General features: G+C 70.7%; 29 protein-coding genes and 1 tRNA gene. 15 read left to right on the top strand and 15 right to left on the bottom strand.

The features are described from left to right. Positions 1 to 2: 2 nt before the first annotated feature. Positions 3 to 485, bottom strand: coding sequence for an Lrp/AsnC family transcriptional regulator (locus DJ81_RS09770; protein WP_094526261.1), 483 nt, complete (start codon positions 483 to 485; stop codon positions 3 to 5). A gap of 182 nt (positions 486 to 667) precedes the next feature. Between DJ81_RS09770 and DJ81_RS09765 the strand changes: the two genes are divergently transcribed. Continuing rightward, entirely contained in the window at positions 668 to 1,624 is a 957-nt protein-coding gene (locus DJ81_RS09765; RefSeq protein WP_094526263.1) for a DMT family transporter, read from the top strand. Between the two features lie 19 nt (positions 1,625 to 1,643). Here the strand turns inward: DJ81_RS09765 and DJ81_RS09760 are convergent, their stop codons facing one another. Next, positions 1,644 to 2,216 (bottom strand): hypothetical protein, encoded by a 573-nt coding sequence (locus DJ81_RS09760; protein ID WP_094589510.1) that lies wholly within the window; start codon positions 2,214 to 2,216, stop codon positions 1,644 to 1,646. Positions 2,217 to 2,407: 191 nt separating this feature from the next. Next, entirely contained in the window at positions 2,408 to 2,749 is a 342-nt protein-coding gene (locus DJ81_RS09755; protein WP_094522375.1) for a 2Fe-2S iron-sulfur cluster-binding protein, read from the bottom strand. Positions 2,750 to 2,843: 94 nt separating this feature from the next. Between DJ81_RS09755 and DJ81_RS09750 the strand changes: the two genes are divergently transcribed. Further along, positions 2,844 to 3,830 (top strand): biotin--[acetyl-CoA-carboxylase] ligase, encoded by a 987-nt coding sequence (locus tag DJ81_RS09750; protein ID WP_094589483.1) that lies wholly within the window; start codon positions 2,844 to 2,846, stop codon positions 3,828 to 3,830. Between the two features lie 42 nt (positions 3,831 to 3,872). Here the strand turns inward: DJ81_RS09750 and DJ81_RS09745 are convergent, their stop codons facing one another. Beyond that, positions 3,873 to 4,358: a universal stress protein gene (locus tag DJ81_RS09745; protein ID WP_094526266.1), complete on the bottom strand. Its 486-nt coding sequence runs from the start codon at positions 4,356 to 4,358 to the stop codon at positions 3,873 to 3,875. 114 nt (positions 4,359 to 4,472) lie between these two features. Between DJ81_RS09745 and DJ81_RS09740 the strand changes: the two genes are divergently transcribed. Continuing rightward, positions 4,473 to 4,730, top strand: coding sequence for a hypothetical protein (locus DJ81_RS09740; protein WP_094589481.1), 258 nt, complete (start codon positions 4,473 to 4,475; stop codon positions 4,728 to 4,730). 123 nt (positions 4,731 to 4,853) lie between these two features. After that, on the top strand, positions 4,854 to 6,056 hold the full coding sequence (locus DJ81_RS09735) for a redox-regulated ATPase YchF (RefSeq protein WP_094589479.1): 1,203 nt from the start codon (positions 4,854 to 4,856) through the stop codon (positions 6,054 to 6,056). Between the two features lie 17 nt (positions 6,057 to 6,073). Here the strand turns inward: DJ81_RS09735 and DJ81_RS09730 are convergent, their stop codons facing one another. Then, positions 6,074 to 7,969: an aldehyde ferredoxin oxidoreductase family protein gene (locus DJ81_RS09730; protein WP_094589477.1), complete on the bottom strand. Its 1,896-nt coding sequence runs from the start codon at positions 7,967 to 7,969 to the stop codon at positions 6,074 to 6,076. A 155-nt stretch (positions 7,970 to 8,124) separates the two neighbouring features. Between DJ81_RS09730 and yqeC the strand changes: the two genes are divergently transcribed. The 3 genes from yqeC to ptsP all read left to right on the top strand — a co-directional run bounded on the left by yqeC (position 8,125) and on the right by ptsP (position 11,218). Then, entirely contained in the window at positions 8,125 to 9,015 is an 891-nt protein-coding gene (yqeC, locus tag DJ81_RS09725) for a selenium cofactor biosynthesis protein YqeC (RefSeq protein ID WP_094589475.1), read from the top strand. A 140-nt stretch (positions 9,016 to 9,155) separates the two neighbouring features. Beyond that, the gene (locus DJ81_RS09720) at positions 9,156 to 9,503 is read left to right on the top strand and encodes an HPr family phosphocarrier protein (RefSeq protein ID WP_094589473.1); all 348 of its coding nucleotides are present in this window, start codon (positions 9,156 to 9,158) and stop codon (positions 9,501 to 9,503) included. Next, a complete protein-coding gene (ptsP, locus tag DJ81_RS09715; protein WP_094589471.1) occupies positions 9,500 to 11,218 on the top strand; it encodes a phosphoenolpyruvate--protein phosphotransferase in 1,719 nt (572 codons plus the stop codon). Before DJ81_RS09720 ends, ptsP begins: the two co-directional genes overlap by 4 nt. A 3-nt stretch (positions 11,219 to 11,221) precedes the next feature. On the opposite strand, the gene dhaM is transcribed toward ptsP, so the two are convergent. The 3 genes from dhaM to dhaK are packed head-to-tail and all read right to left on the bottom strand — an operon-like array spanning position 11,222 to position 13,382. After that, a complete protein-coding gene (gene dhaM, locus DJ81_RS09710; protein ID WP_094526284.1) occupies positions 11,222 to 11,602 on the bottom strand; it encodes a dihydroxyacetone kinase phosphoryl donor subunit DhaM in 381 nt (126 codons plus the stop codon). Next, positions 11,602 to 12,384: a dihydroxyacetone kinase subunit DhaL gene (dhaL, locus tag DJ81_RS09705; RefSeq protein WP_094526285.1), complete on the bottom strand. Its 783-nt coding sequence runs from the start codon at positions 12,382 to 12,384 to the stop codon at positions 11,602 to 11,604. The genes dhaM and dhaL overlap by 1 nt, the downstream gene beginning before the upstream one ends. Beyond that, the gene (gene dhaK / locus DJ81_RS09700) at positions 12,381 to 13,382 is read right to left on the bottom strand and encodes a dihydroxyacetone kinase subunit DhaK (RefSeq protein ID WP_094526286.1); all 1,002 of its coding nucleotides are present in this window, start codon (positions 13,380 to 13,382) and stop codon (positions 12,381 to 12,383) included. The genes dhaL and dhaK overlap by 4 nt, the downstream gene beginning before the upstream one ends. Before the next feature lie 280 nt (positions 13,383 to 13,662). Between dhaK and DJ81_RS09695 the strand changes: the two genes are divergently transcribed. The 4 genes from DJ81_RS09695 (at position 13,663) to DJ81_RS09685 (ending at position 15,790) form a co-directional block, all read left to right on the top strand. Further along, the gene (locus DJ81_RS09695) at positions 13,663 to 14,082 is read left to right on the top strand and encodes a CBS domain-containing protein (RefSeq protein ID WP_094526287.1); all 420 of its coding nucleotides are present in this window, start codon (positions 13,663 to 13,665) and stop codon (positions 14,080 to 14,082) included. A gap of 6 nt (positions 14,083 to 14,088) precedes the next feature. Next, the gene (locus DJ81_RS09690; protein WP_094526288.1) at positions 14,089 to 14,331 is read left to right on the top strand and encodes an amphi-Trp domain-containing protein; all 243 of its coding nucleotides are present in this window, start codon (positions 14,089 to 14,091) and stop codon (positions 14,329 to 14,331) included. Next, on the top strand, positions 14,319 to 14,456 hold the full coding sequence (locus DJ81_RS19205; RefSeq protein WP_170938289.1) for a hypothetical protein: 138 nt from the start codon (positions 14,319 to 14,321) through the stop codon (positions 14,454 to 14,456). The genes DJ81_RS09690 and DJ81_RS19205 overlap by 13 nt, the downstream gene beginning before the upstream one ends. Before the next feature lie 149 nt (positions 14,457 to 14,605). After that, a complete protein-coding gene (locus DJ81_RS09685) occupies positions 14,606 to 15,790 on the top strand; it encodes an MFS transporter (RefSeq protein WP_094526289.1) in 1,185 nt (394 codons plus the stop codon). Positions 15,791 to 16,043: 253 nt separating this feature from the next. On the opposite strand, the gene DJ81_RS09680 is transcribed toward DJ81_RS09685, so the two are convergent. Further along, positions 16,044 to 16,117, bottom strand: a tRNA-Ile gene (locus tag DJ81_RS09680). 106 nt (positions 16,118 to 16,223) lie between these two features. Then, positions 16,224 to 16,880 (bottom strand): FxsA family protein, encoded by a 657-nt coding sequence (locus DJ81_RS09675; protein ID WP_094589469.1) that lies wholly within the window; start codon positions 16,878 to 16,880, stop codon positions 16,224 to 16,226. Between the two features lie 120 nt (positions 16,881 to 17,000). Here DJ81_RS09675 and DJ81_RS09670 point away from each other — a divergent pair, with 120 nt between their 5' ends. Beyond that, on the top strand, positions 17,001 to 17,720 hold the full coding sequence (locus DJ81_RS09670; protein ID WP_094526291.1) for a DUF1405 domain-containing protein: 720 nt from the start codon (positions 17,001 to 17,003) through the stop codon (positions 17,718 to 17,720). A 52-nt stretch (positions 17,721 to 17,772) separates the two neighbouring features. After that, the gene (locus DJ81_RS09665) at positions 17,773 to 18,819 is read left to right on the top strand and encodes a hypothetical protein (protein WP_094526292.1); all 1,047 of its coding nucleotides are present in this window, start codon (positions 17,773 to 17,775) and stop codon (positions 18,817 to 18,819) included. A gap of 433 nt (positions 18,820 to 19,252) precedes the next feature. Here DJ81_RS09665 and engB read toward each other — a convergent pair whose 3' ends face one another. Then, positions 19,253 to 19,873, bottom strand: coding sequence for a GTP-binding protein EngB (gene engB, locus DJ81_RS09660; RefSeq protein ID WP_094522193.1), 621 nt, complete (start codon positions 19,871 to 19,873; stop codon positions 19,253 to 19,255). Between the two features lie 74 nt (positions 19,874 to 19,947). After that, positions 19,948 to 20,658 (bottom strand): DUF4013 domain-containing protein, encoded by a 711-nt coding sequence (locus DJ81_RS09655; RefSeq protein ID WP_094589467.1) that lies wholly within the window; start codon positions 20,656 to 20,658, stop codon positions 19,948 to 19,950. Positions 20,659 to 20,814: 156 nt separating this feature from the next. Between DJ81_RS09655 and DJ81_RS09650 the strand changes: the two genes are divergently transcribed. After that, complete coding sequence (locus DJ81_RS09650) at positions 20,815 to 21,618, top strand: 5-formyltetrahydrofolate cyclo-ligase (RefSeq protein WP_094589465.1); 804 nt, start codon at positions 20,815 to 20,817, stop codon at positions 21,616 to 21,618. A 44-nt stretch (positions 21,619 to 21,662) separates the two neighbouring features. Here the strand turns inward: DJ81_RS09650 and DJ81_RS09645 are convergent, their stop codons facing one another. From DJ81_RS09645 to DJ81_RS09635, 3 genes are all read right to left on the bottom strand, one after another. Then, on the bottom strand, positions 21,663 to 21,866 hold the full coding sequence (locus DJ81_RS09645) for a hypothetical protein (protein WP_094527123.1): 204 nt from the start codon (positions 21,864 to 21,866) through the stop codon (positions 21,663 to 21,665). Positions 21,867 to 22,037: 171 nt separating this feature from the next. Then, entirely contained in the window at positions 22,038 to 23,132 is a 1,095-nt protein-coding gene (locus DJ81_RS09640) for an archaeosine biosynthesis radical SAM protein RaSEA (protein ID WP_094522189.1), read from the bottom strand. Between the two features lie 77 nt (positions 23,133 to 23,209). Then, entirely contained in the window at positions 23,210 to 23,632 is a 423-nt protein-coding gene (locus DJ81_RS09635) for a VanZ family protein (RefSeq protein WP_094589463.1), read from the bottom strand. Between the two features lie 305 nt (positions 23,633 to 23,937). Here DJ81_RS09635 and DJ81_RS09630 point away from each other — a divergent pair, with 305 nt between their 5' ends. Then, on the top strand, positions 23,938 to 25,869 hold the full coding sequence (locus tag DJ81_RS09630; RefSeq protein WP_094589508.1) for an aldehyde ferredoxin oxidoreductase family protein: 1,932 nt from the start codon (positions 23,938 to 23,940) through the stop codon (positions 25,867 to 25,869). Positions 25,870 to 25,912 lie beyond the last annotated feature (43 nt).

Genomic DNA, 25,912 nt, shown 5'->3' with positions numbered 1-25,912 from the left:
CGCTACTCGGTCAGCTCCGCGAGCAGCGTGTCGAGGTCGTACGTCGCCGGCGCTCGCGGCTCGTCGCGGAGTGTGGCGATCGTGAACGTCGAGTTCGTGCGTTCGACCTCGGGAATCGCCTCGAAGTCGCTGATGAGCCGCTCGACGGTGTCGGACGACGAGAGCCGCGCGAGGACGACGAAGTCGGTTTCGCCCATCGTGAAGAACGCCTCCGTGACCCCCTCGACCGCCAGTAGCTCGTCGGCGAACTCCTCGTACGGGCCCTCGTAGCCCGCGAGCACCTCGACGATGACGGTGACGCCGAGCCCGAGCGCCTCGTGGTCGAGGTCGTACAGATCGTTCTCGATCACGCCGTCCTCGCGGAGGTTGTTCAGCCGGTAGTGGATCGTCGACACCGGAATCCCGGTCTCCTCGTGGAGCCGCTCGGGGCTCCCGGTTCCGAGGTCAGATATCGCCTTCAACAGCCGCACGTCGCGCTCGTCCATACGCCCCCTTCGAGTGAGGGACTGTTGTATATTCCGACCGACACACTTGCACTCGAATCCAAGAACGACCCTCGTTTCGGAAGCGTATTGCAGTTCGTTCGTATGCGTGATTGTTCATTCTGAATTCGGCCGATTGTGAGAGAATAGTTTAACTGTCTCAAGAAACTTCGATCTAACACTCAATGAAGCTACGGAACCTCCTCTCTACTCCGGAATCAGTCGTCGCCGCCTTCGTCCTCCTCGCGACCCTGTGGGGCACCTCCTTCGTCGCGATCGAGGCCGGGTTACACCATTTCCCGCCGCTGCTGTTCGCCGGCGTCAGGTACGCGATCGCCGGAGCGATCGTGCTGGGCGTCGCCGCGGTCATGTCCGGACGGACGACGCCCAGCGGACGCGACGAGTGGCTCGGCGTCGCCGTCGCGGCGACCTTCGTTATCGCCGCGTACCACGGGCTGTTGTACGTCGGCGAGCTCCACATCTCCGGGGCGGTCGCCGCGGTGGTCGTGAGCCTCGCGCCGGTGTTGACCGCGGTGTTCGCCGCGGTCCTCCTCCCGAACGAGCGGCTCGGATCCGTCGAGATCGGCGGGTTCGCTCTCGGTATCCTCGGCGTGGTCGTGATCGCCGACCCGACCGCGGCCGGGGTCGGTGACTCGGCCCTCCTCGGCGTCGGGCTCGCGTTCGCCGGCGCCGTCGCCTTCTCGCTGGGCGCGGTCCTGCTCCGACCGCTCCGGACGGACCTCCCGATCGCCGCCCTGCAGGGGTGGGCGATGGTGCTCGGCGCCGGGCTCCTCTTCGTCGGCGCCGCCGCGCTCGGGGAGTCGCCGGCGGCGATCGAGTGGAACCGAACCGCGATCGGGTCGCTGGCCTACCTCACGCTGCTGTCGGGCGTCCTCGCGTTCCTGATCTACTTCGCGCTGCTCGACGAGGTCGGCCCGGCGCAGCTCCACCTCGTGGGGTACGCCGAGCCCGTGGTCGCCGCGGCCGGGAGCTGGGTCCTGCTCGGCACCCTCGTCGAGGCGGAAGCGATCGTCGGGTTCGTCGCGATACTCGCGGGCTTCCTCGCGCTCGAACGCCGGGAGATCGCGGCGTACGTCGGGTTCGACGCGTATCACTGGCCCGCGCTGATCGGGCGGAAGTAAGGTTTTTTTTTCGGGGCGCTCAGCCCTCGACGTCCGCGGTCAGGCCCGCGCGGAGATCGCGGCCGAAGTAGTGGCCGAGCAGGGCCGCGACGAGCCCGACCCCGCCGCCGACCGCGAGCAGGGGAAGCCCCCACTGCTGGAGGTAGTCGAACCCGATCGGGAGGAAGCCGACGCCGAGGACGTTCGTGACCGCGACGAGGGCTCCCGCCGCGGCGCCGGCGAGCCCGGTCTCGACGTACCGCCGGGCGGAGAGCGCCAGCCCGATCAGGAACGCGGCGAGGAACACGCCCCCGGCCGAACCGATCGTCCCGCCGATGAGGGGGATCGCGCCGCCGACGAAGACGCCGATCGCGACCGCGGCGAGCGCGAGCGCGAACGCCTTCGCGGAGAACCAGCGACCGCTCGTCCCGACGCGCCCGCCGTCGCCGCCGGTCTCGGCCGCCCGGCCAGCCGACTCGTTCCTCTCGGCGCGCGAATCGGCCTCGTCCGACGTCGAGGGGTCCCCGCCCTCGGCGAGGTCGTCGTCGAGGAGGTCGTCGAGGTCGTCCATCGGGTCGCCGTCGGACGCCTCCCGCTCCTTGGAGGGTTGCATACCGGAGCGTTCGCCCGTGAGACCTTGGGTCTTGTGCCCACAGTCGACTCGCCTCGTCGGCGAGCGGCGGCCGCCGCGGTCGCGTCGGGTCTCCTCGTCGACGCGGTCGCGTCGCGTCTCACGGCCGCGTTTCACCGGAAACGAGGTGTCTCGGAGGCGAGCGCCGCGACGCGCGGCACGGTCGCTCCCCGCTAGTCGCCGCCGCCCGACTCGCGCGATCCCCAGACGCGCTTGTCGACGAGCTCGACCGTCATCGGCCCGTCGACGGTGACCTGACACGACAGCCGCGGGTAGCCGAAACGGGCCGCGAGCCGGTCGTGCCAGTGGTCCGGCGGCGGTCCCTCGCGGATCCGAACGCCGCAGGTGGCGCAGATCCCGCGCCCGCCGCAGTTCAGTCGGCGCGTCGCGGCCGCGTACGGCGACAGGTCGGCGTCGAGGAGGACGCGCCGCAGGTTCCGTCCCGGCTCGACAGCCAGCTTTGTGCGTTCCTCGCCATCGACGACGGTCACGGGAACGGTCTCGGCGTCGGTCATGCGACACCCGACGTTACGCCCGCGGACCCATAGGTGAGCGGGTCCCCGCTGGCGACCCGGAACGGCTTTCCACGCCCGCGCCGACCGCGTCGACATGGACACGCGTCGCGCGCTGCTCGACGCCTTGGAGGACGGCCCGGTCTCGGGACCGGCGCTCGCCGCGGAGCTCGACGTCTCGCGGGCGGCGGTGTGGAAGGCGGTCGAGGCGCTCCGCGAGGAGGGGTTCGCCGTCGAGTCGACGGGCGCGGGCTACGCCGCGCCCGCGGAGCCCGCCTACTGCGCGGCCGGGATCGAGTTCGGACTCGACGCGCCGTACGAGGTGGAGTACCACGACGCCGTCCCGTCGACGAACGACCGCGCCCGCGAGTTGGCGGCCGACGGCGCCGCCGACGTCGCGGTCGTCGCCGACGAGCAGACCGGCGGTCGAGGCCGGCTGGACCGCGAGTGGGTCGCGCCGAGCGGCGGCGTCTGGCTGTCGGTCGTCACGCGGCCGACGGTCTCGCCCGCCCGCGCCCCGCTGTTCACCCTCGCCGCGGCGGTCGCGACGGTCGACGCCTGCCGCGAGGTCGGCGTCGACGCGCACATCAAGTGGCCGAACGACGTGCTCGTCGGGGGCGACGGAGCGGGAGGCGCCGCGGGCGACGCCGACCGCTCGGGACGCGGCGGCCGCAAGCTCGCCGGGATCCTCACCGAGATGGAGGGCGAGGCCGACCGCGTCTCGTGGCTCGTCGTCGGCGTCGGCGTCAACGCGAACGTCGATCCGGACGCGCTCCCGGCCGACGCGACCTCGCTGCGCGCCGAGACCGGCGGCGACGTCGACAGGCGGCGCTTCGCGGCGACGCTCCTCGAACGGGTCGCGGCGCTCGCGCAGACGGCGGACCGATCCGACCGGATCCTCGCGGCGTGGCGCGAGCGGGCGAGCACGCTCGGGCGACGGGTTCGGGTGGAAACGCCGATGGGGGTCGTCACGGGGACCGCGGTCGACGTCGAGTCGCCGGGCGCGCTCGTGATCGACACGGGAGACGGGACGCGACGCGTCCACGCCGGGGACTGCGAGCACCTCCGCGACGCCGACGGCTGACCGCGGGGTCGGGTCGGCAGAGACCGTGCGGTCCGGCCGCTCTCACGTCCGTCCGGTGGCCTCCGACAGGCTCGGCTCCGTCGGGACGTCGCCGTCGATCCGGACCGTCAGGACCGGGACGGCGGCGCCGCGAACGACTTTCTCGGCCACGCTCCCGAGCAGGAGCCGGTCTATCCCGCCGCGGCCGTGGGTGCCCATCACGACGAGGTCACAGCCGTTCCCCTCGGCGTACCGGATGATCTCGCGGCTGGGCGACCCCTCGACGACGGCCGTTTCCACGTCGACGACGGTCTCCTCGGCCAGCTCCTCGACCGCCGCCACGGCCTCCTCGGCGTCGCCCCGCAGGAGTTCGCCGACTCCCTCCCAGGAGGCCTCCATCGGCATCCCCGCGTAGCTCGCCGTGTCTACTACGTGGACCGCGTGGACGGCGGCGTCGTGGACCGCGGCGAGGTCCAGCGCGTGCGCGACCGCCCGTTCCCCCTCAGTCGAGCCGTCGGTCGGGACCAGGATCCGGTCGTATAATGTCATCTGTTCACATGCACCAAGAAACTGCGACCGCATAACTCTTTGCAGGCTTTGCCGGTTCTTTGCGGCCGACCGTCCGAGGCGCGTGTTTAAGCGCCCTCGACGCGACGTACGGCCATGACGACCGAGATCCACCTGTCGAGAGTCGAGGGCGAATTGGCTGACCACTCCTTCCCGGCGGCTCGGAGCGACCTCGCCGAGGCGTGCGCCGGGACCACCGTGCTGTTCGCCGACGGCGAGGCCGACCTCGGCGACCTCCTCACAGAAATCGAGCAAGAGCGGTTCGAGAGCCCCCAAGACGCCTACACGGCGCTTCAGAACGTCCTGCCGATCGAAGCGGTCGGCGAGCCGGGCCAGTCCGACGGCGACGCCTGATTCGGCGCGCTCCGAACCGAGCGACGCGGGTCCCGAGACGACCCTCCGCACGTCCGCGACAGCCTCTCTCACGCCACGTCGCGTCTCGCATCGCTTTTTACCGCGGGTCGCGCACTGACGGTAATGAGTTATCGGATCGGCCTCGTCGGCAAGCCCTCCGTGGGAAAGTCGACGTTTTTCAACGCCGCGACCATGAACGACGTGCCCGAGGGCGCGTACCCGTTCACGACGATCGACCCGACCGTCGGCGAGGCGTACGTCCGCGTCGACTGCGCCGCCCCGGAGTTCGACGAGCGCTGCACGCCGAACGTCGGCGTCTGCCGAGACGGGACCCGCTACGTCCCCGTGAAGCTCGTCGACGTCGCCGGGCTCGTCCCCGGCGCCCACGAGGGGCGCGGCCTCGGCAACCAGTTCCTCACCGACCTCAACGAGACGGACGTGCTGATCCACGTCGTCGACTTCTCGGGCAAGACCGACATCGAGGGCGAGGCCACCGAGGGCCACGACCCGCGCGAGGACATCGACTTCTTAGAGGAGGAGCTCGACGAGTGGTACCTCGACGTGCTCCGCAAGGGGATCGAGAAGTTCGAGACGCGCTACCACGGCTCCGAGGCCGCCATCGAGCGGGAGCTCGCCGAGCAGATGTCCGCGTTCGGCATCGACAAGGACCGGATGAAACGCGTCATCCTCGCCGAGGGACTGGAGCTCGACCCCGAGACGTGGGACGACGCCGACGAGGCGTCGCTCGCCCGCGAGATCCGCAAGCGCACGAAGCCGATGGTCGTCGCCGCGAACAAGATGGACACGCCCGAGGCGCAGTCGAACTGGGAGGCGATCACGTCGGACCCCGACTACGACCACCTCTCGTTCGTCCCCGCGAGCGCCCACGCCGAGAAGGCCCTCAAGAACGCCAACGACGCCGGCGTCGTCGACTACACGCCCGGCGAGAGCGATTTCGACGTCGTCGGCGACGTCTCCGGCGAGCAGGAGGCCGGCCTCGACCGGATCGGCGAGTTCGTCGCCGACTACGACGGGACCGGCGTGCAGGGCGCGCTGGAGGCGGCCGTCTTCGACGTGCTCGGCTGTATCGCCGTCTTCCCCGGCTCCGCGAACGGGAGCAAAGACGAGAAGGGCGTCTTCCGCGACTGCTTCCTCCTCCCCGAGGGGTCGACGACCGAGGACTTCGCCTTCCACATCCACTCGGACATCGGGGAGGGCCTCCTCCACGGCACCGACTGCCGGAGCGGGCGTCAGGTCGGGACCGGCCACGAGCTCTCCCACCGCGACGTGATCGAGCTGGTGTCGACGAAGCAGGCCGCGCCGTAGTCGACGAACGCCGCCTTTTATCGGTCGCCGCCGCAGTCGCCGTCCCCGTCGGGATCCGGCACGTCCGCTGCCGACCCGACCGGGGTCGACGCGTCGGGCAGGTCCGAGAGCCCGAGTCGGTCGAGCAGCCGCGCGGTCGGCCGCCCCTCGCGGTCCCACTCTCGGCACGCGTAGTACCGGTCGAGGAGGGATTCGAACGCATCGGGGTCGAGGCCGTCGCGCTCGGGGCCGGTCCCCTCGTCTCCCCCGCGACCCGGCCCGCCCTCGGTGTCCCTCGTCAGCGCCTCGGGGAGCGCGTCGTCGGCCCGGGTGAACCCCTCGCGGAGGTTGAACAGCCGCGCGAGCGTCCACACGCGCTCGCCGAGGGGCCGGAGGTCCTCGGGGTCGCGCTCGTCGCCGAGCGCCGCGAACCACTCGGCCGCGGTCTCCGGACCGAAGGCGTCCGCGAGGAAGTCGTCGGCGACGAGACACCACAGGGCGGCGCGCCGGTCCTGTTCCTCGGCGACGACCGCGGCGCGCTCCGTCGGAGTCCACCCGGGCGCCGCCACCGCCTCGGTCTCGACCGGGCGGGCGCGCCGGTGACACCCGCCGCGGTCGCTCGTCGCGAACGCGAGCGCCATCGTCTCGGCGCCCCGCGGGTCGTAGGAGGCGAGCTCCATCCCCTTCACCGTCGGAACGAGGTCCGCGCCGCCGAACCGGTCGGCCGCGGCTTCGACACCGTCGGCGAGGGCGTCTCCGAGCGGGGTCGCCCGCGACGCGATCTCCTCGATCAGCGCTCGCGCCGCCCCCTCGTCGCCGAAGGAGAGGCCTCGATCGACGCCGTGGTCGGCGGGGTCGATCAGCCCGGCCTCGCTCGCGCGAACCGCCCACGCGACCGCGTTCCCCGCGGAGATCACGTCGATCCCGAGCCGGTCGCAGACGCCGCCGAGCGCCGCGGCGGCGTCGAAGTCGTCGATCCCGAGTCCCGCGCCGAGCGCGATGGGGGTGCCGCCGCGCGGGACGGTCTCGTCCGGGTCGGCGTCCTCCGCGGGGCTCTCCCCGTCACCCGGGCTGATACGGAATCCGCCAGGGACCGGTTCGTCCGGGCGCTCGCGGCCCGCGGCGCGCTCCGCCGCGCGCTCGACGCCGAGGTCGTCGGCCCCTTCGAACCGTCGCGCCTGCCACCCTCGGGTCGGGAGCACGCCGGTCTCGTCGGCGAACGACACCGTTTCGAGGGTGTCGCCCGCGGCGAGCCACCGGCCCGCGTCGCTCTCGGCGAACCGCTCCGCGTCGCGGTCGCGGAGCGCCTCAAGCGCCGGCGACGTCTCGGGCGGCGGGTCGCGGGCGACGACCGCCTTCAGGTCCTTCGACCCCATCACGGCGCCCGCGCCCCCGCGGCCGGCGTGGTGGTCGCCGCCGTCGGAGGCGATCGTCGCGTAGCGCACGCCGGCCTCGCCCGCGGGGCCGATGCAGGCGACGGCGGCGTCCGGGTATCTCGCGTCGGTCTCGGCCGCGTCGAGCCCGTCGAGGTCGCCCGCGGGCTCGATCGTCGCCTCCCCGCCGGCGATCGAGAGCGCGACGGGGTCGTCCGCGGCGCCCTCGATCACGACGCCGAGGTGGTCCCCGAGCGAGCCCGCGAGCCGGCTCGCGAACGACCCGCCGCCGTAGGAGTCGAGGAACGCGCCGGTGAGCGGCGACTTCGTGACGGCGGCGTAGCGCGGCTCGCCGGGGAGGTGGCCGGTCAGCGGGCCGACGAGGAACGCGAGGCGGTTCGCCGGCGCCTCCGGGTCGACGCCGGCCGCCATGTCGTAGAGGTAGCGCGCGCCGAGTCCCTTCCCGCCCACGTACCGCTCGCGCCACGCCGTCGGGACGCGTTCGCTGCGCACGCGGCCGGCGGAGAGGTCGACGCGGAGGATCCGGTCGGGGACGGTCATCGTGACCACGGTCGCACTCGGACGGGATTAAACCACACGCCGACGCGCGAGAGCGCGTCTCGGTGCCGACACGGGACCCGGCGGCCGGGGCGGTCGGGGGCACGACCGCTCCCCGACCGGTGCGTTTTCGCCCCTGGCCCCCCGTACCGACGACTATGGACGACGTCGTCGACGCGCTGGACGCGGCCGCGGGAACGACCTGTCTCGTCGGCGCCGGCGGGAAGAAGACCACCCTCTACGCCCTCGCCGACCGGCTCGACCGAGCGGTGCTCACGGCGACGGTGCGGATCCCCATCTTCGACCGGGAGGTCGCCGACGTCCGCGTGACGGCCGATCCGGTCGCCGCGCTCGACGCGGTCGGGGTGAACGAAGCAGACGGAACAGACGGAGCGAACGGGACGGACGAGGCGAACGGGACGGACGAGGCGAACGGGACGGACGAGGCGAACGGGACGGACGAGGCGAACGGGACGGACGAGGCGAACGAGACGGGCGGGGCCAACGAGACGGGCGGAGCGGCCGAGGCCGCGTTCCCCCTCGGACTCGTTCCGGAGCGCGATCGCGGCGACCGCTACCGGGGGTACGACCCCGCCGTCGTCGACGAGATAGCGGCCGCGCACGACGGGCCGGTGCTCGTGAAGGCGGACGGCGCCCGGACGCGGCTTCTCAAGGCCCCGAACGATCGCGAGCCGCAGATACCCCCCGGCGCCGACCGCGTGGTGCCGGTGGCGAGCGTCGGCGCGGTCGGCGAGCCGCTGACCGAGGAGACGGTCCACCGGCCCGAGCGCGTGGCCGCGATCACCGACGCCGAGGTCGGCGACGAGATCACCCCCGAACTGGTCGGGCGGGTGCTCGCGCACGACGCCGGCGGGCTGAAGGACGTGCCGCCGGACGCGACGGCGATCCCGCTTATAAACGCGGTCGACGACGACGCCGACGAGGCCGTCGCGCGGGAGATCGCCGGCGTCGTCCGGGAGCGCGCGGCCGTGCCGCGCGTCGTCCTCGCGCGGATGATCGCGGGCGAGGTCGTGGACGTCGTCGAGTGACGTCGGTCGGCCTCGCCCGCGTGACCCGGTCGGTTCTGACGTGTGACCCGGTCGGTTCTGACGCGTGAGCCAGTCGACCTCGCGGCGCGAGGCGCTCGGCCGAACGCACTTATAAGGCCGAGCCTCGCGTATCCGGCTCCATGGAACGCACGGTGACCGTGGTGCCGGAGGCGGGCCTCCACGCGCGGCCCGCCTCGAAGCTTGTGCAGACCGCGAGCCGATTCGACGCCGACGTGTCGATCGGCCGCCCCGAGGACGGCGACGACGGGCTCGTCCGCGCCGACAGCATGCTCTCGGTGAGCGGGCTGAACGCCGCCCGCGGCGAGTCGGTGCGCGTCGTCGCCGAGGGCGCGGAGGCGGCCGACGCGCTCGACGCGATCTGCGACCTCCTCACGAGCGAGGTCGAGGGGGCGGACGGTGAGACCGGGGAGGCGGACGGCGAGGCCGACGGGGACGAGACCGACGCCGACGGCGGTGACCCGACGTGAGGACGCTCACCGGCGTCGGGAGCACGCCGCTGTCGGGCGTCGGCGCGGCGCGCTGGTACCGGCCCGAGGCGGACCTGACGCTCCCCGACCGCCCCGACCCGTCCGCGGTCGACGCCGACGCCGAGCTGGCGCGGTTCGAGAGCGCCCGCGACGAGGCGCGCGAGGCGATCCGGGACGCCCGCGACCGGGCCGCGGAGCGCGTCGGCGAGGAGGAGGCGGCGGTGTTCGACGCCCACGAGCAGTTCCTCGACGACCCGGAGCTCGTCGGGGACGTCGAGGACGCGATCGGCGACGGGACGCCGGCCGGCCACGCCGTGAACGACCGGTTCGCGGCCGCGATCGAGCGGTTCGAGGGGCTCGACGGTCCGATGGCCGAGCGCGCCGACGACCTGCGCGACGTCCGGGACCGCCTGCTCCGCGCCCTCCTGGAGGTCGACTCCGTCGTCGGCCTCGGCGACCTCCCCGACGGGACCGTGCTGCTCGCCGAGCGGCTCACGCCGAGCGACACCGCGGAGCTGGACCCGGACGCGGTCGCCGGGATCGCCACCGTCTCCGGCGGTCGGACCGCGCACGCGGCGATCATCGCGCGGTCGCTGTCGATCCCGGCTGTCGTCGGCGTCGGCGAGCCGCTCCGCGAGGTCGAAGACGGGGACGACCTGCTCGTCGACGGGGCGGCCGGCCGGGTCGTCGTCGATCCCGACCCGGAGGCCTGCGCGGCGGCCGCCGGAACCGAGGCGACGGCGGTCACCGAGCGCGTCGCGACCGCCGACGGCCGGCCGGTCGAGGTGGCGGCGAACGTCGGGAGCGAGGCGGAGCTCCCCGCCGCCGCCGACCGCGGCGCCGACGGGATCGGGCTGTTCCGGACGGAGTTCCTCTTCATCGACCGCGACTCGCCGCCGAGCGAGGACGAGCAGTACGAGGCCGTGGCGGCGGCGCTGTCGACGTTTCCCGACGATCGCGTGGTCGTCCGGACGCTCGACGTCGGCGGCGACAAGCGGGTGCCGTACCTCGACCTCCCGGACGAGACGAACCCGTTCCTCGGGCGACGCGGGATCCGCCTCTCGCTCGACGAGCATCGCGACCTCTTCGAGACGCAGATCCGGGCGGTGTTGCGGGCGGCCGCGAGCGGGGGCGGCGCGGACAGCACGGGCGGCGAGGGGCTGGCCGTGATGTTCCCGCTCGTGTCGCGGGTCGAGGAGGTCGAGGCGGCCGTGGCGGCGGTCGAATCGGTCGCCGCCGACCTCGACGCCGAGGGGGTCGACCACGCGATTCCCGAACTTGGCGCGATGATCGAGACGCCGGCCGCGGCGTTCCTCGCGGACCGGCTCGCCGAGCGGCTCGACTTCCTCAGCGTCGGGACGAACGACCTCGCCCAGTACGTGATGGCGGCCGACCGGGAGAACGACGGGGTCGCCGACTACCACGACCCGCTCCACCCGGCGGTGTTGCGGGCGATCGACCGGACGACCTCGGCCGCGGCCGGCGCCGACGCGTGGGTCGGGATGTGCGGGGAGATGGCCGGCGACCCGGCGCTCACGGAGCTGCTCGTCGGGCTCGGGCTCGACGAGCTCAGCATGAGCGCTGTGACCGTCCCGGCGGTGAAAGAGCGGGTCCGTGCGGTCGACTCGGCGGAGGCGAGGGCGCTCGCCGAGGAGGCGCTCGCCTGCGACGCCCGGAGCGAGGTCCGGGACCTGCTCGGCATCGACGGGGCGTGAGCGCTACAGCTTCTCCACGCCGCGGGCCGCCTCGGCCTGCTCCCGGACCGAGTCGAGCGTGGCGGACGGGTCGGTGGCGGCGACGGCGGCGTTGACCGCGCCCTCCAGCACCGGCGCGTCGGCGATGACGGCCTCCGCGTCGCTCATCTCGACGGCGACGTCGGCGTTCATGACGGCGCTACCGAGATCGACGAGGACCACGACCCCGTCCCCGTCGTCCGCGGCGTCGACCGCGGCCTCGATCGCGTCCGGGACGGTGCCGATCCCGCCCTGCCCGTCGCCGCCCACCGGCTCGATCCGGGTGTCACCGGCCATCTCGGCGGCCACCTCGACGATCCCTTCGGCCGCGCGTCCGCTGTGCGAGACGACGACGAGCCCGACCATCAGTCCCCGTCCTCCGGTGGCGCGTCGCCCTCTCCGTCGCCCGCCGCGTCGTCGGGCTCCTCGTCGGGGATCGTCGGCGAGGTCGCGTCCGCGTCGGGCACCTCGCTGTCGAGCGCGTCGGCGGCGGTCGCGAGCAGCTCTTCGAGGATGTACAGCGCGCTCGTCGCGCCGGGGTCCTGATGGCCGACGGAGCGCCACCCGAGGTAGGAGGCGCGCCCCTTCTTCGCCCGGATCGGGACCGTGAACGCGACGCCGCGCTCGGCCGCGTCGACCGCCTTCGCGAGCGCCTCGAGCGGCGGGAGCTCGTCCGTCTCGATCGACTTCTTGAACGTGTGGACCGCGGGGGTGAGCGCGTCGACCACCGTCTGGTCGCCCACCCGGGCGTCGCCGCGGTCCTCGACCTTCTGCAAGTAGGTCTCGGCGAACGCCACGGCGCTCTCGGCGGTGACCCCGTCGTCGAGCTCGGCGCTCGCGAACACGAACGAGCCCCCGAACAGCGGGCCCGAGGCCCCGCCGACCTCGGCCATGAGCGTCTTCCCGACCGTCCTGCAGACGGACTGCGGGTCGGGGTCGTCGAGGTCGCGGGCGGCGTCGGCGGCGGCCGCCCACCCGCGGGCCATGTTCCCGCCGTGGTCGGCGTCGCCGATGGCGGAGTCGAGCTCCGTGAGGTGGTCGCGCTCGTCCTCGATGCGGTCGGCGACCGCCTCGACCGCCGCGACGACGGCGGCCCCCTCGGTCGCCTCGTCCGCCGTTCCCCCGTCGGTTCGGCCCTCCCGGCTCATTGGGTCCGAGTGAGAGCGGGGGTGTCGGCCGGCGCGGCGAGCAGCTCCTTCAGCTCCTCGTCGACGGCGCAGACGGTGATCGACGCGCCCGCCATGTCGAGCGAGGTCATGTAGTCGCCGACCCAGGCGTCCCACGTCTCGAGGTCCCGCTCGCCGAGCAGCTCCTGCAGCCGGCGGTTGACGACGAACAGCTCCATCTGCGGGGTGCCGCCCATCCCGTTGACGATCGTGAGCACCTCCTGTCCCTCGTCGAGGTCGAGGTCGTCGAGGACCGCCTCGGTCAGCGCGTCGGTGATCTCGTCGGCGTTCATCAGTTCGGTGCGCTCGGTGCCCGGTTCCCCGTGGATCCCGATCCCCAGCTCGATCTCGTCGTCGCCGAGATCGAAGGTTGGCTCGCCCTTCTCCGGGGTGACGCAGGAGGTGAGCGCGGTGCCCATCGTGCCCACGTTGTCGATAACCTTCTCGGCGACGCGCTTGACCTCGGACAGGTCGGCGCCCTCGGCGGCCTTCGCGCCGGCCGCCTTGTGGACGAGGATCGTCCCGCAGACGCCGCGTCGCCCGGAGGTGTACAGCGAGTCCTCGACGGCGACGTCGTCGTTCACCACGACGCTCTCCACCTCGACGCCCTCCATCTCGGCGAGCTCGATGGCGGTCTCGAAGTTCATCACGTCGCCCTCGTAGTTCTTGATGATCGCGAGGACGCCGTCGCCGGCGTCGCAGGCGTCGATGAGCGCCTCGAACTCGTCGGCGGTCGGCGAGGAGAACACGTCGCCCGCGGCCGCTCCGTCGAGCATCCCGTCGCCGACGTACCCCGCGTGCGTCGGTTCGTGGCCGCTCCCGCCGCCCGTCACCAGCGCCACCTTCCCCTCGACCGGCGCGTCGTCCCGGACGACGACCTGCGTATCCGGGAGCCTGCGGAACCGGTCCGGGTACGCCGCGGTCATCCCGTCCAGCATCTCGTCGACGACGTCGTCGGGGTCGTTGATCAGCTTTTTCATAATCAACGTGTATGACACTCCGAGATCTGTTAAAGATAGTGGGAGTTCACGCTCCTCGCCGGGCGCAGCCAGAGTGATCGCGCTCGATACCGGGGTGAACGGGGCGCTCGCGCCTCTCTCCGGCAGCCGAAACTCGCTGGGACCCGTCGCCCGAAACTCACCGGGGCCGCTCACGCGGGTCGACGTGTGGCGCGAGACATCGCGCAGTCGTTCCCACGAATCAACAATCATGATATTCAATTATGTTGTCTAGCTCATATTTCCAAGTGGGTGAAACCACATGCCAATCGAAGACCTCGCTCGCAGCGACGCCGTCACGGCTCCCCCCGAAACCTCCGTGGCCGAGCTCGCCGCGACAATGGACGGGGAGAACGTCGGTAGCGTCGTGATCACGGACGGCGAGACGCCCGTCGGGATCGTCACGGACCGGGACCTGACCGTTCGCGTCCTCGGAGCGGCGCTCGACCCGACCGAGCAGACGGCCGAAGACGTGATGACCGACGGGCTCTGCACGGCCGAACCCGGCACCGGGTTCTACGAGGCGATGAACCTGATGGCCGAGCACGGAATCCGACGCCTCCCCATCTGTGAGGGAGACACGCTCGTCGGAATCATCACGGCGGACGACGTGGCCGAGCTGCTCGCCGACGAACAGCAACAGCTCGGCGATGTCATCCGAGCCCAGCGGCCCGAATACTGACCAACAATGCCCGAAGAAGAGCTATTCAAAAACGAGGAGGGGATCGAGAGACGAGAGATCGCGGAAGCACTGCGTGACGCCGCGGATCAGATCGAGTCCGGGGACGTCACGTTAGCGAGCGGCGCGGAAGAGCAGACCGCGTCGATCCCGGAACGGGCCCGGTTCGAAGTCGAACTCGAACGGCTCACGGACTCGGAGACCGGAGCCCAACGGCTCGAACTGGAATACGAGATCAGGTGGACCGAGTAACCCCGCGTCGCGCCGGCCTCGTCGGCGCCGCGCCGGACGCGGTTTTATACGACTCCGAGCGGTTCGATAGCGCCGACGACCGCCTCGGCGACCTCGCGGCCGTCGGCCTCGGTGACGCCGGCTGAACGTCGGTGGTGTCGAAGCCAGTCGGGGAGCGACGCGAACGGCCCTCGTATCCGACCTCCGGATCCGATCTGTGTATCCGATCGGCCGGCCGTCGGCGCGAGCGGTCCGATCACAACAGATTACACCTCCCCGCGGCGAACACCGGGCCATGACTCGCCGCCTGTACGGGGGCCTCCTCGGGATGGTCTTCGTCGTCAACTTCGGGCGCGTCGTCTTCGCCCCGCTCGTCGAACCGCTACAGGCGGCGTTCGACGTCGGACCGGCGACCGTCGGCGCGGTCGTGTCGCTCGTCTGGTTCGGCACGGCGCTCCCCCGACTGCCGCTGAGCTACGTTCTCACGCGGGTCTCCAGGCGACGAATCGTCGTCGTCTCCGGGGTCATCCTCACCGCGGCGGCCGCCCTCACGGCCTCGTCGCCGGACCTCCGCACGCTCCGGGTCGGGGTGTTCGCCGTCGGCGTGGCCTCCGGCACCTACTTCGTCTCCGCGGTGCCGCTCATCGGAGAGCTGTACCCCGACCGGGTCGGCAAGCGCATCGGCATCCACGGGACGGCGGCGCAGCTCGCGGCGGTGGCCGCCCCGACGGTGGTCGTGTCGGTCGTCGCGATCGCGACGTGGCGGGCGGTGTTCTGGCTCCTTGCGGCCGCGGCCCTCGTCACCACCCTCGCGTTCGCCGTCGGCCTCCGGCGGGCCGACCGGGTCCCGGAGGAGCCGCCGGCGCGGAACTTCCGCGGCGTGCTCGGCAACTGGCGGGTGGTCCTCGCCGGAATGCTGTTCATCAGCGCCGCCGGCTTCGTCTGGCAGGGACTGTTCAACTTCTACGTCTCCGTGATGCTCGCTCGGGGGCTCGCCCCGGGGACCGCGAACGCGCTGTTGACGGTCGCGTTCGCGGCGGGGATACCGGCCTTTTGGGCCAGCGGAACCCTCGTCGACCGCCTCCCGACGGTCCCCTACATCCTCGGATTGGTCGGGGCGTTCACGGCCGGCGTGTTCGGACTGACGGTCTTCCGCGGGGCGCTCGCGCTCGGCGCGATATCGGTCCTCCTCGGCTACACGATTCACGGGCTGTTCCCCGCGCTCGACACCTACGTCCTCTCGGCGCTTCCGGCCGACACCCGCGCCGGAACCTTCGCGGCGTTCAGCGGACTCTCTATCGCCGTGGAGGCGTCGGGAAGCGGGGTCGTCGGGGCGCTCGTCGAGGCCGGCTACCCGTTCGCCGCGGTCTTCCGCGGCTTCGCCGCCGGCCTCGCCGTCATCCTCGGGCTGGCAGCGGCGCTCTACTGGACCGATCGGCTCCCCGCGGCCGACCGCGTCGCGAGTGCGACTGAGTCGTGAGCGTATTCCAGACGGAGCGCTCGTGAGAGAGTCGTCTGGATCCACGACCGCGAGATAGAACCGTGTGAATCGCTGGAAAGTACTAGACTGAGGACCTGCCCATTGAGTATCAGTCATTGCGTGACTTGTCGGGGATCGTTTATCTATCAATCCTCGAAAAACATGTCAGTATCGAGAACAGGAACGAAGTTAGGTGGCTGGGGAGGCGTACAGCCCCTAACACGCCACGGCCAGAGACCGTGGACGCTGTAGGTGGGCCAACACGGATTTGAACCGTGGACCTCCCGGTTATCAGCCGAGCGCTCAACCTGACTGAGCTATTGGCCCAGGTGAGCGCATTCAAGCGTTGCGCGGGTAGGATTTTAAGGGTTTCCTTTCACCACTCCTCCGCCGTCTCGCGGTTTCGGCGTCCCGAGCCGCGACCGTCTCGCGGTCAGTCGGTTCGGTCGGACTTCTCGTCTTCGACCGTGAAATCGACATCGACCACGTCGTCGGCGTGATCCGGATCGTCGAAGCGGTCACCGCCGTCGCCTCCCGCTCCGCCGGCGCCGCTCGCGCCGGGGAAGTCGTCGGGGTCGTCGCCGGTGGCGTCGCCGTCGAATCCGTTACCGCCGAATCCGCCGCCACCGCCCATGGTGAAGCCACCGCTACCGCCGCTGCCGCCGTCGCCGGGGAATCCCCCGATGTACACGTTCCCGGAGGCGAAGCCGCCGGTCTCGCTGTCGAGGTACGGCACCACGACGTACTTCTTGAGCGCCATCCGAATCGGGACTCGGGAGAGCGGGAGCGCGAGCAGGAAGCCGACCGCGTCCGTCACGAGTCCGGGCGTGAGCAGGAACGCGCCGGCGGCGATCAGCAGGCCGCCGTCGAGCAGTTCGTCGGTCGGGGGCTCGCCGCGAGCCAACTTGCGCTGGACGCGCGCGAGCGTCGCCCGCCCCTCGGCGCGCAAGAGGAGCATGCCGAGGACGGCGGTCAGCACGACCAGCGCGACCGTGACCGCCCACCCCAGCCGCGTCGCGACCACGATCAGGAACAGCGCGTCCACGAGGGGGACGACGAGCAGCAGCGCGAGCAGCGTGCGCGGGCGCATACCACGAGCGTTCCGGCCGGGGACTCATAGCCCTTTTCGTCCGGTCGACGGCCGACGGCGTCGCCCGGGCTCGCGATCCGCGACCGCCACGGCTTTGACAGGCGGGTCCGACCCGAGCGTATGGACATCGTCGGCGCGCTCGGACGCGAGCCCCCGGAGCGCGAGTCGCTGCCGCGGTGGGTCGCGCCGCTGCCGGAGGCGCTGGAGGACGTCGCCTTCCGGTTCGCGTGGGTCATCGTCGCGATCAACCTCGTCGGCACCGCGTTCGGCTTCTGGTACTACCGGTTCCAGTTCCGGGAGATCCCGGCCGAGATGTGGGCGTTCGTCCCGGACAGCCCCGGGGCGACGCTGCTCATCGCCCTCGCGCTCGCGGCGTGGGCCGTCGGCCGGTCGAGCGACACCCTCTCGACGCTCGCGTTCTTCGGCAACGTCAAACTCGGGCTGTGGACCCCGTACGTGCTCGTCGTCTTCGCGCCGCGGTTCGTCGAGACGTCGGGGGTCCCGCTGTACGCGTTCCTCCTCGTGAGTCACCTCGGAATGGTGGTGCAGGCGTTCGTCCTCTACCGGATCACGGACTTCCCGCCGAAGGCGGTCGCCGTCGCGACCGCGTGGTACACCGTCGACCTCCTGATGGACTACTTCGTCCCCGTCACCGGCGGCGTGACGCACACCTCGCTTCCGTACGCCGACGCGACGCCGTGGTTCACCACCACCGTGCTACAGGTCGCGGCCGCCGGCGCGGTCGCGCTCACCGTGATCCCGCTGTTCTGGACGCTGGGCACGCACGTCGAGACGCTCCGGGCGCGGTACGAACGCGACGGCGACGGCGCGCGGCCCTGACGGCGGCCGTCCGCGTCCCTGATTTAAGTTCTCCGGGGGCGTCTGACGACGCATGAGCGCCTACGAGCGGATCGCGGAGCTGTCCGTGACGATCGAGTCGGTGGACCGGCGCCGATACACCGGGGCCACGACCAGCGGGTTCGAGCGCACCACGACCGAGTTCCGGCTCACCGGCGACGGCGTCGTCGGCCGCGGCGAGGACGTGACCTACGAGGCCGAGGACCACGCGGCCCTCGTCGGGACCGACCCCATCGACATCGAGGGCGAGTGGACGATCGAGGAGCTCTCCGCTCGGCTCGACGACGAGGACCTCTTCGCCCACGAGCCGCCCACGCGCGAGTACTTCCGGAACTACCGCCGGTGGGCCGTAGAGAGCGCCGCGCTCGACCTAGCGCTCCGACAGCGTGACGAGTCGCTCGGCGAGTACCTCGGGATCGAACCGGACCCGGTCCGGTTCGTCGTCTCCACCCGCCTCGGCGAGCCGCCGACGACCGACCGCGTCGAGGAGTTACTCGCGCTCGACGACGACTTGGAGTTCAAGCTCGACCCGACTCCGGACTGGCCCGAGGAGGCGTTCGTCGCGCTCAGGGAGACCGACGCGGTTCGGATCCTCGACCTGAAGGGCTGGTACGAGGACACCGACGTGGACGTCGAGGCCGACCCGGAGCTGTACCGCGACGTGTTCGCCGCGTTCCCCGCCGCGATCGTCGAGGACCCGGCGTTCACGCCGCAGACCAGTCCGCTCGTCGAGCCGCAGGCCGACCGGCTCTCCTTCGACTACCCGATCGACGGCGTCGAGAGCCTCGAATCGCTCCCGGTTGAGCCCGGCTGGTGTAACATCAAACCCTCGCGGTTCGGCACCCTCGAATCCCTGTTCGAGACGATCGCGTACTGCGAGGAGCGCGGCATCGACTGCTACGGCGGCGGTCAGTTCGAACTGGCCAGCGGGCGGACCGCAATACAGACGCTCGCCGCGCTGTTCTACCCCGACACCCCGAACGACGTCGCTCCCCGCGAGTTCAACGACCCCGAGTCGTCGCCGCCGTACCCGATGAGCCCGCTCCGGCCCCACCGCGACGCGGTCGGGTTCGAGTTCTGAGGCGGTACTATCTCGGCCGAATGTCGGTCTCGACCATTTATAAATAGAAGTGGAATTGCGGTGGCGCGTGCCTCCGAGCGCCCGCAGGGTGCGAGGAGCACGCGCGAGGGAGTCGCTGGCGCCGCCGGCGCCAGCGACGAGGCTGGGGAGGCGTGCGGTGCGGGGTGGATTCAAAGGGGCAGCCGCGAGGGCGAAGCACGGCGACGGAAGCACCGCAGCGAGTGAGCGGAACGAACGAGCGAGGAGCGCACCGAGCCGCGCGAGTCGTCGCGGCTGGGGCTTTGAAGCTGTTCGCTACCGATCCAGAGGCACTCACCTATAGCCGAGCGGCTGGGGCTTTGAGGGCGTTCACTGCCGAGTCGCCAGCATCGACTTATAAACGAACGCGTGCGACCTTCAGAACCGAACTCACGGTCCCGTCCGAAACGACCGATCAGGAGACGAACTTCAGCAGGTCGTCGCGGTTGTGCTCGTGGAAGCGCGTCCGGAGGCACTCCTCCAGCGCCTCGATGTCGCCGCGCTTCGCGCACATCGGCGCGATCCGATCGGACCACTGCTGCCACGGCGGGTAGAGCCCGAGGCGGTCACAGATCTCGTCGAGCCGCTCGTCGAGGTCGTCGATCTTGTCGGTCTTGTTGACGGCGACGATGGGCTCGACGCCGACGTCCTCCAGGAAGCCGTACATCTCCACGTCGTGGGGGATGTTCCCGCGCTCGGCGTGGCGGTCGATGATGTCGACGGCGGCCTTCCCGTCCATCACGACGACGCCCGCGAGGATGGAGTCGGCGTTCTCCTCCAGGTAGCGAACGATGTTCGTCTTGATCGCCTCGCGGTGCTCCTCCTCGACGCCGGACATGAAGCCGAACCCGGGCAGGTCCGTGAACATGAAGCTCTCGCTGGCCCAGTCGAAGTGGTTCGGCTGCCGGGTGACGCCCGGCTTGCCGCCCGTCGAGAAGTCGTGACCCGTGAGCTCGCGCATCAGCGTGGACTTGCCGACGTTCGAGCGCCCCACGAGGACGACCTCGGCGTCGCGGTCCGGCCGGTCTTCGAACATACGCGTACGTGGGCGACTGAGCGGTTTAAAAGGCGCGTCGTCGGCCTCGGCCCGCAACGCCGACCGCGGCGTCCTCAGCGGGCCGTGTCGTCGTCGACCGCGCTCGCCGCGCCCCCGGCCGGCCCGCTTTCGATGCGATCGTTCACGGTCGCGAACGCCGAGCCGAACATCCGGAAGACGGCGACCTGCCCGTAGAACTGGACGAACGGGACGAGCAGGAGGCCGACGACGGTGACGGCCAGCACGGCGGTCGCGATCCAGACGACGACCGCCACGACGATGGGCATGAGCACCGCGACGAGGTACTCGGTACTGAACAGGGCCGGCTTCAGGAGGTCCGCGTCGAACGCGGCCCCCAACTCCCCGCGGGCCGCGTACGCCGACAGCGCGGCGGGAACGGCGTAGTAGACGAGGAACAACACCGGGATGAACGCCAGCGTCAACAGCAGCCCGACGACGCCGACGAGCGCGCCGGTGTCGCCGCCGATGGCGCCGCCCGCTCCGGACACGACCCCGACGACGACCGCGTACACGACCACCGGGATCACCGTGTACGCGATCGTGATGATCGTCCCGATCAGACCCTTCATCAGCAGGTCGCCCCAGCCCGTGAACTCCGGCGGCACCTCGTCGCCGCCGATCGTCTTCTCCAGAACCCGAACGAGGTAGCCGACGATGATGAACGCCGGGACGACGAGGACCGAGAGGAACCCCAGCACGCCGCCGATGACGATTCGCCCGACCCAGTCGCCCCGTATCGGATACGAGAGCCCGTCTTCTAACATACGCCGAATCAACACCGATCTGATATATAAGACCGACGGTGAGTATCGGCCGATCGACCGATCGACCGGCGGACCGGACCGAATCGCGACCGGCGACGCCTCTCGCCTCGGGTCCGCGTTCGGGGGTTACTTGTCGCCGGGCGCGCTCCCTCTCGCATGGACAAACAGGCCGTCCGCGAGGCCGTCTGGGACGCGTTCGAGGCGGGCGACCAGGCGCGGTTCCCGTTCCCGCCCCACGACCGGATCCCGAACTTCGCCGGGGCGGACGCGGCGTGCGAGCGACTGACCGAGACCGCCGAGTGGGCCGACGCCGCGGCGCTCAAGTGCAACCCCGACGCGCCGCAGTTACCGGTCAGGCGCGCGGCGCTCCGCGCCGGCAAGACGGTGTACGTCGCGCAGCCCCGCCTGCGCGATCCGAACCCGTTCCTCCGGCTCGACCCCGACGAACTCGCGGGGTCCGACCACGACGCCACCGACCGGCCGACGGTCGACGACGCCACCACCGTCTCTGGCATCTCGACGCACGGCACGCCGGTCGCGCCCGAGGACGTCCCGCACGTCGACCTCGTGGTCGCCGGCTCGGTCGCGGTGACGACCGACGGCGCGCGGATCGGCAAGGGCGAGGGGTACAGCGACTTGGAGTGGGGCGTGCTCCGCGAGCTCGACGCGGTCACCGACCAGACGACCGTCGCGACCACGGTCCACGAGCTGTCCGTGATCGACGGGCCGGAGTCGGCGCTCGCCGGCGACCTCGGCGACGAGCGCGGCGCCGCCCCGTCACCATCGCTCCCGGCTCCGGACGCGCACGACGTCCCGCTCGACCTGATCGTCACCCCCGAACGGACGGTCCGAACCGAGACGCCCTACGAGCGCCCGTCGGGGATCGACTGGGACGAGCTCGACTCGGAGCGACTGGACGAGATCCCGGTGCTCGCCGAGCGGGCACCGGAGCGAAAATAGGAGGGACTCGGTCGGCCGACCGCGGACCGCTCAGTTCGGATTCCTCAGTCCGCGTGCTTCGGCGACGGCGCGGACCGCTCCGTGCGGTGGTCGGCGACGTGACCGCACTCGGGACAGACGATGGTGCGCTCGTCGCCGTCGCTGACGACGAGCCACCCCTCCGAGACGGGGTTCTGGAAGCTGCACTCCGCACAGAAGAGGACCGACTTCCGGCGGGACGACCGGGGACCGCTGGCGACTGCGTTCATGTTCTTCCGTAGTATCCGGACGTATATGGGTCTTGTTCGACCTGATCGTTCGGTATGTTCCGATCTGTGAATCAAAAACACGACGCTATTCGATTCAAACCGCTACGATCGTTTCGAGAAGTTGAATAAAACGACCGACGCCGGTCGCCGTCGTTTCCGGTCGATCGGCCCCTACCGCGCCAGCGGCATGTTGTAGCTCGTTTCCGCCGCCATCACGTGCTCCCACGTCGCCTCGCACTCGCAGGAGACCTGGTCGAAGACGCTCGGGTCCTGGCGCTTGTCGAAGTCCTTGACCGCGGTCTGGACGCGGTCGTCGCACTCGCCGCAGTTGTGCGCGCCGCGGTCGGAGCCGTGTCCGACCGGATCGGAGACGACGATGGCGTCGACGTCGGCGGTCTCCTCGAGGACGTGCGCGACCGACCAGAGCCACGGCGGTCGGTAGCCGCCCTCGAAGAACAGCTCGTCGACCATCGTGTAGCGCTGGACGTTCGTCGGGTTCATCGAGACGGTGTGACACCCGTCGACGTCGGCGCAGCGACGGATCGAGTCGATCATGTCGGCGGCGGCCTCCGGCTCGGCGAGGAAGGGCGGCTTCATGAGGAGGTACGCCTTGATCCCCACGTCCGCGTCGAACTCGCCGTCGGCGTCGGCGGCCTCTGCGCAGGCGTCCTCGAAGTCGGCGAAGTCGAAGTACTTGTTCACGCAGTCGTGGCGGACGCGGTCGGTGGCCGTCTCCAGCCCGACGGCCACGTCGGTCGCGATGCCGTGGTCGGCGAAGTCGCCGATCTTCTCCCGGCTCACGAAGTCCGGCAGCGACTCGACCACGATACGGTCCCGGTCCGCGAACGTCTCGGCGATGGCCCGGCGGGTCTCCGCGGGCACCTCGCGCTCGTCGAGGAACGAGCCCGACGTGTAGATCTTGATCAGCTCGGCCGGCGCGTCCGCCTCCTCGCGCTCGTGGTCGAGACACACCTCGATCTGGTTCATCAGGGACTCGTGGGCCACGCTCCCGCCCTCCACGGACTCGGCGACGTAGCCGCACATCGTACAGCCGCCGGCGCGGGCCCACCGACAGCCGCCGGTGTTCAGGATGATCGTGAGGGAGTTGACGACGCCGTCGGGCGTGTTGTCCTCGTCGATCCACACGCGGGTCGGCTGCGTCGGGTCGTACGTCTCCGAGCGCTCGGCGCGGATGTCGCGCATCACGGCGTTGTGCGCGTCCATCCCGCGCCCCTGCTCGTACGCGTCGGGGCTCGGCTTGCTCATTACCGGAGGAAGCGGGCGAGCGCGTAAAGCCGTGTCGTCATCGAGGAACGTGGAGTCCTCCCCGCAGCGACGGAACCCTAGTTACGGCCGGACCATCGTTGCCGGAGCGCGTACCCTCCCACGCCGGCGATCGCGCCGAGCGCGTTGACGGCGACGTCTCTCCGGGCGAACGATCGCCACGGGATCGTCGACTGCACGAGTTCGACCCCGAACCCGAACGCGACCGCCGTGCCGACGGAGACGACCAGTCCACGACGGGTCGCTCCGGTCGTTCGAGCCAGGAGCGCGGCGAGGACCGCGTAGCCGACGAAGTGGAGCGGATCCGTGGGCCCGATCCCGAGCGCGGCGAGCGACGAGACGACTCCGCTCCCGTCTCTGCCCGCGGCCAAGCCGCCGGGTACCGGGACGACCGACGAGAGGAACAGCACGAGCGCGAACGCGCCGGTCTCGATATGCCGGCGAACAGTCGACGCACCCCCGTCCCGATCGGGATCGGCCACGCGGCGTCGTTCTCGCCGAACGTAGTTAGCCGTGCGGAATGGCGGCGACGGAACGGGACCGGATCGGGACGCCCGAACGGCGGTTCCGCGACGGTCCCGTCGAAACCGCTCGATAGCACTCCCGCTGGCACGCGCGTGTGGTCCCGTTTCGAACCCCTCGTCGTCTGCGGATCTCCGGATTTCCAGCCTCGTCGGCGTTTATGTACCACAACGCTCGTGGCCGGGGACCGATGTAACGCATATCGGTTTCGGTCGGAGGTGAACATCTAACACGCTGTGGTACATCTATAATGAACGAGCATTACATGACTGAAATGGGTGGCTACAGAGACAGAGTTGCACAGGTCGATCTCGGCGAGGGAGCGGTCAACTACCACGGGATCGACGAGGAAGACGCGGAGAAGTACATCGGCGCGCGCGGGCTCGGCGTCAAGTACGCCTTCGACGCCGGTCCGGACGTGGATCCGATGGGGCCCGACAACCGGTTGGCCTTCATGACGGGGCCACTCACGGGGACCCAGACCGTGATGAGCGGTCGGATCGCGCTCGTGACGAAGTCCCCGCTGACGGGAACGGTCACCGATTCGCACCACGGCGGCTGGTCCGGTGCCCGACTCAAGTGGGCCGGACTCGACGGGATCCTCCTCGACGGCGAGAGCGAGGACCCCGTCTACCTGTTCGTCGAGGACGGCGAGGTCGAGACGCGCGATGCCTCCCATCTGTGGGGGAAAGGCGTTCACGACACGGTCGACGCTCTCGGCGAGGAGGTCGACGGGTCGGTCGGCAAGAACCTCTCCGTAATGGCTATCGGGCAGGGCGGCGAGAACGGCGTTCGCTACGCCTGCGTGATGAACGAGGACGACCGTGCCTCGGGTCGCGGCGGCACGGGTGCCGTGATGGGCGCGAAGAACGTGAAGGCGGTCGTCGTGAAGAGCGGCACCGACATGCCGAAACCGGCCGACCCCGAGACGTTCCAGGAGGGGTACCAGCAGGCGATGGAGGTCATCCGCGAGTCGGAGGTCACCGCGCCCAACGAGGGCGGGCTCTCGATGTACGGGACGAACGTCCTGATGAACGCGACCGAGGAGATGGACGGTCTCCCGACGAAGAACGCGAAGTACACCTCGACCGAGGCGTACAACGACACCGAGGGGATCGACGTCGACGCCGAGCGCGTCTCCGGCGAGAACGTCCGCGAGAACATCCTCGTCGACGAGCCGACCTGTCACTCCTGCCCGGTCGCCTGCAAGAAGGAGGTCGAGGTCCAGTTCCAGCACAAGGGCGAGGACATGAACGTCCGCACGGAGTCGTACGAGTACGAGTCCGCGTGGGCGCTCGGCCCGAACTCCGGACACACCGACCGCGACGAGATCGCGCTGATGCTCCAGCGCTGTAACGACCTCGGCATCGACACCATCGAGGCCGGCAACATGATGGCGATGGCGATGGAGATGAGCGAAGAGGGCAAACTCGACGGCGTCGGCCACCTCGACTGGGGCGACTCCGAGACGATGGTCGACCTCCTCGACGAGATCGGCCACCGCTCCTCGGACCTCGGCGACCTCCTCGCGGAGGGCCCCGAGCGCGTCGCCGACGCGAAGGACGCCCACGGCAACAAGCTCTCGGTCAAGGGCCAGACGATGGCCGCCTACGACCCGCGCTGCATGAAGGGAATGGGGATCGCGTACGCGACCTCCAACCGCGGCGCGTGCCACCTGCGCGGCTACACGCCGGCCGCCGAGATCCTCGGGATCCCGGAGAAGGTCGACCCGTACGAGTGGGAGGGCAAGGGCGAGCTGACCGCCACCTTCCAGGACCTGCACGCGGTGTCGGACTCGTTCGACATCTGCAAGTTCAGCGCGTTCGCCGAGGGGATCGAGGAGTACGTCCTCCAGTACAACGGTATGACCGGCCGCGACGTCTCCGAGGACGAGCTGTTCGAGGCGGGCGAGCGGGTGTACAACCTCGAACGCTACTTCAACAACCTCGCCGGCTTCGACGGCGCGGACGACACGCTGCCGAACCGCTTCATCGACGGGCACCCAGACGCGATCCCCGGCACGGGCGCCAGCGAGGGCGAGCTCTGCGAGCTCGACGAGATGAAGGCGGAGTACTACGAGACCCGCGGCTGGGTCGACGGCGTCGTCCCCGACGAGAAGCTCGCCGACCTCGGCATCGACATCGGCCCCGGAACCGGCGTCTCCGCCGGCGACTCCGCGGCTCCGGCCGACGACTGAGGACGGTCGCCCCGTCCCTGCCGACCGCCAGCCATTTTTTAGT

This window comes from Halorubrum sp. Hd13, assembly GCF_002252755.1.
Taxonomy (GTDB): Archaea; Halobacteriota; Halobacteria; order Halobacteriales; family Haloferacaceae; genus Halorubrum.
The sequence above is the reverse complement of the archived record's forward strand: the minus strand, read 5'-3'. Positions and strand labels throughout refer to the sequence as shown.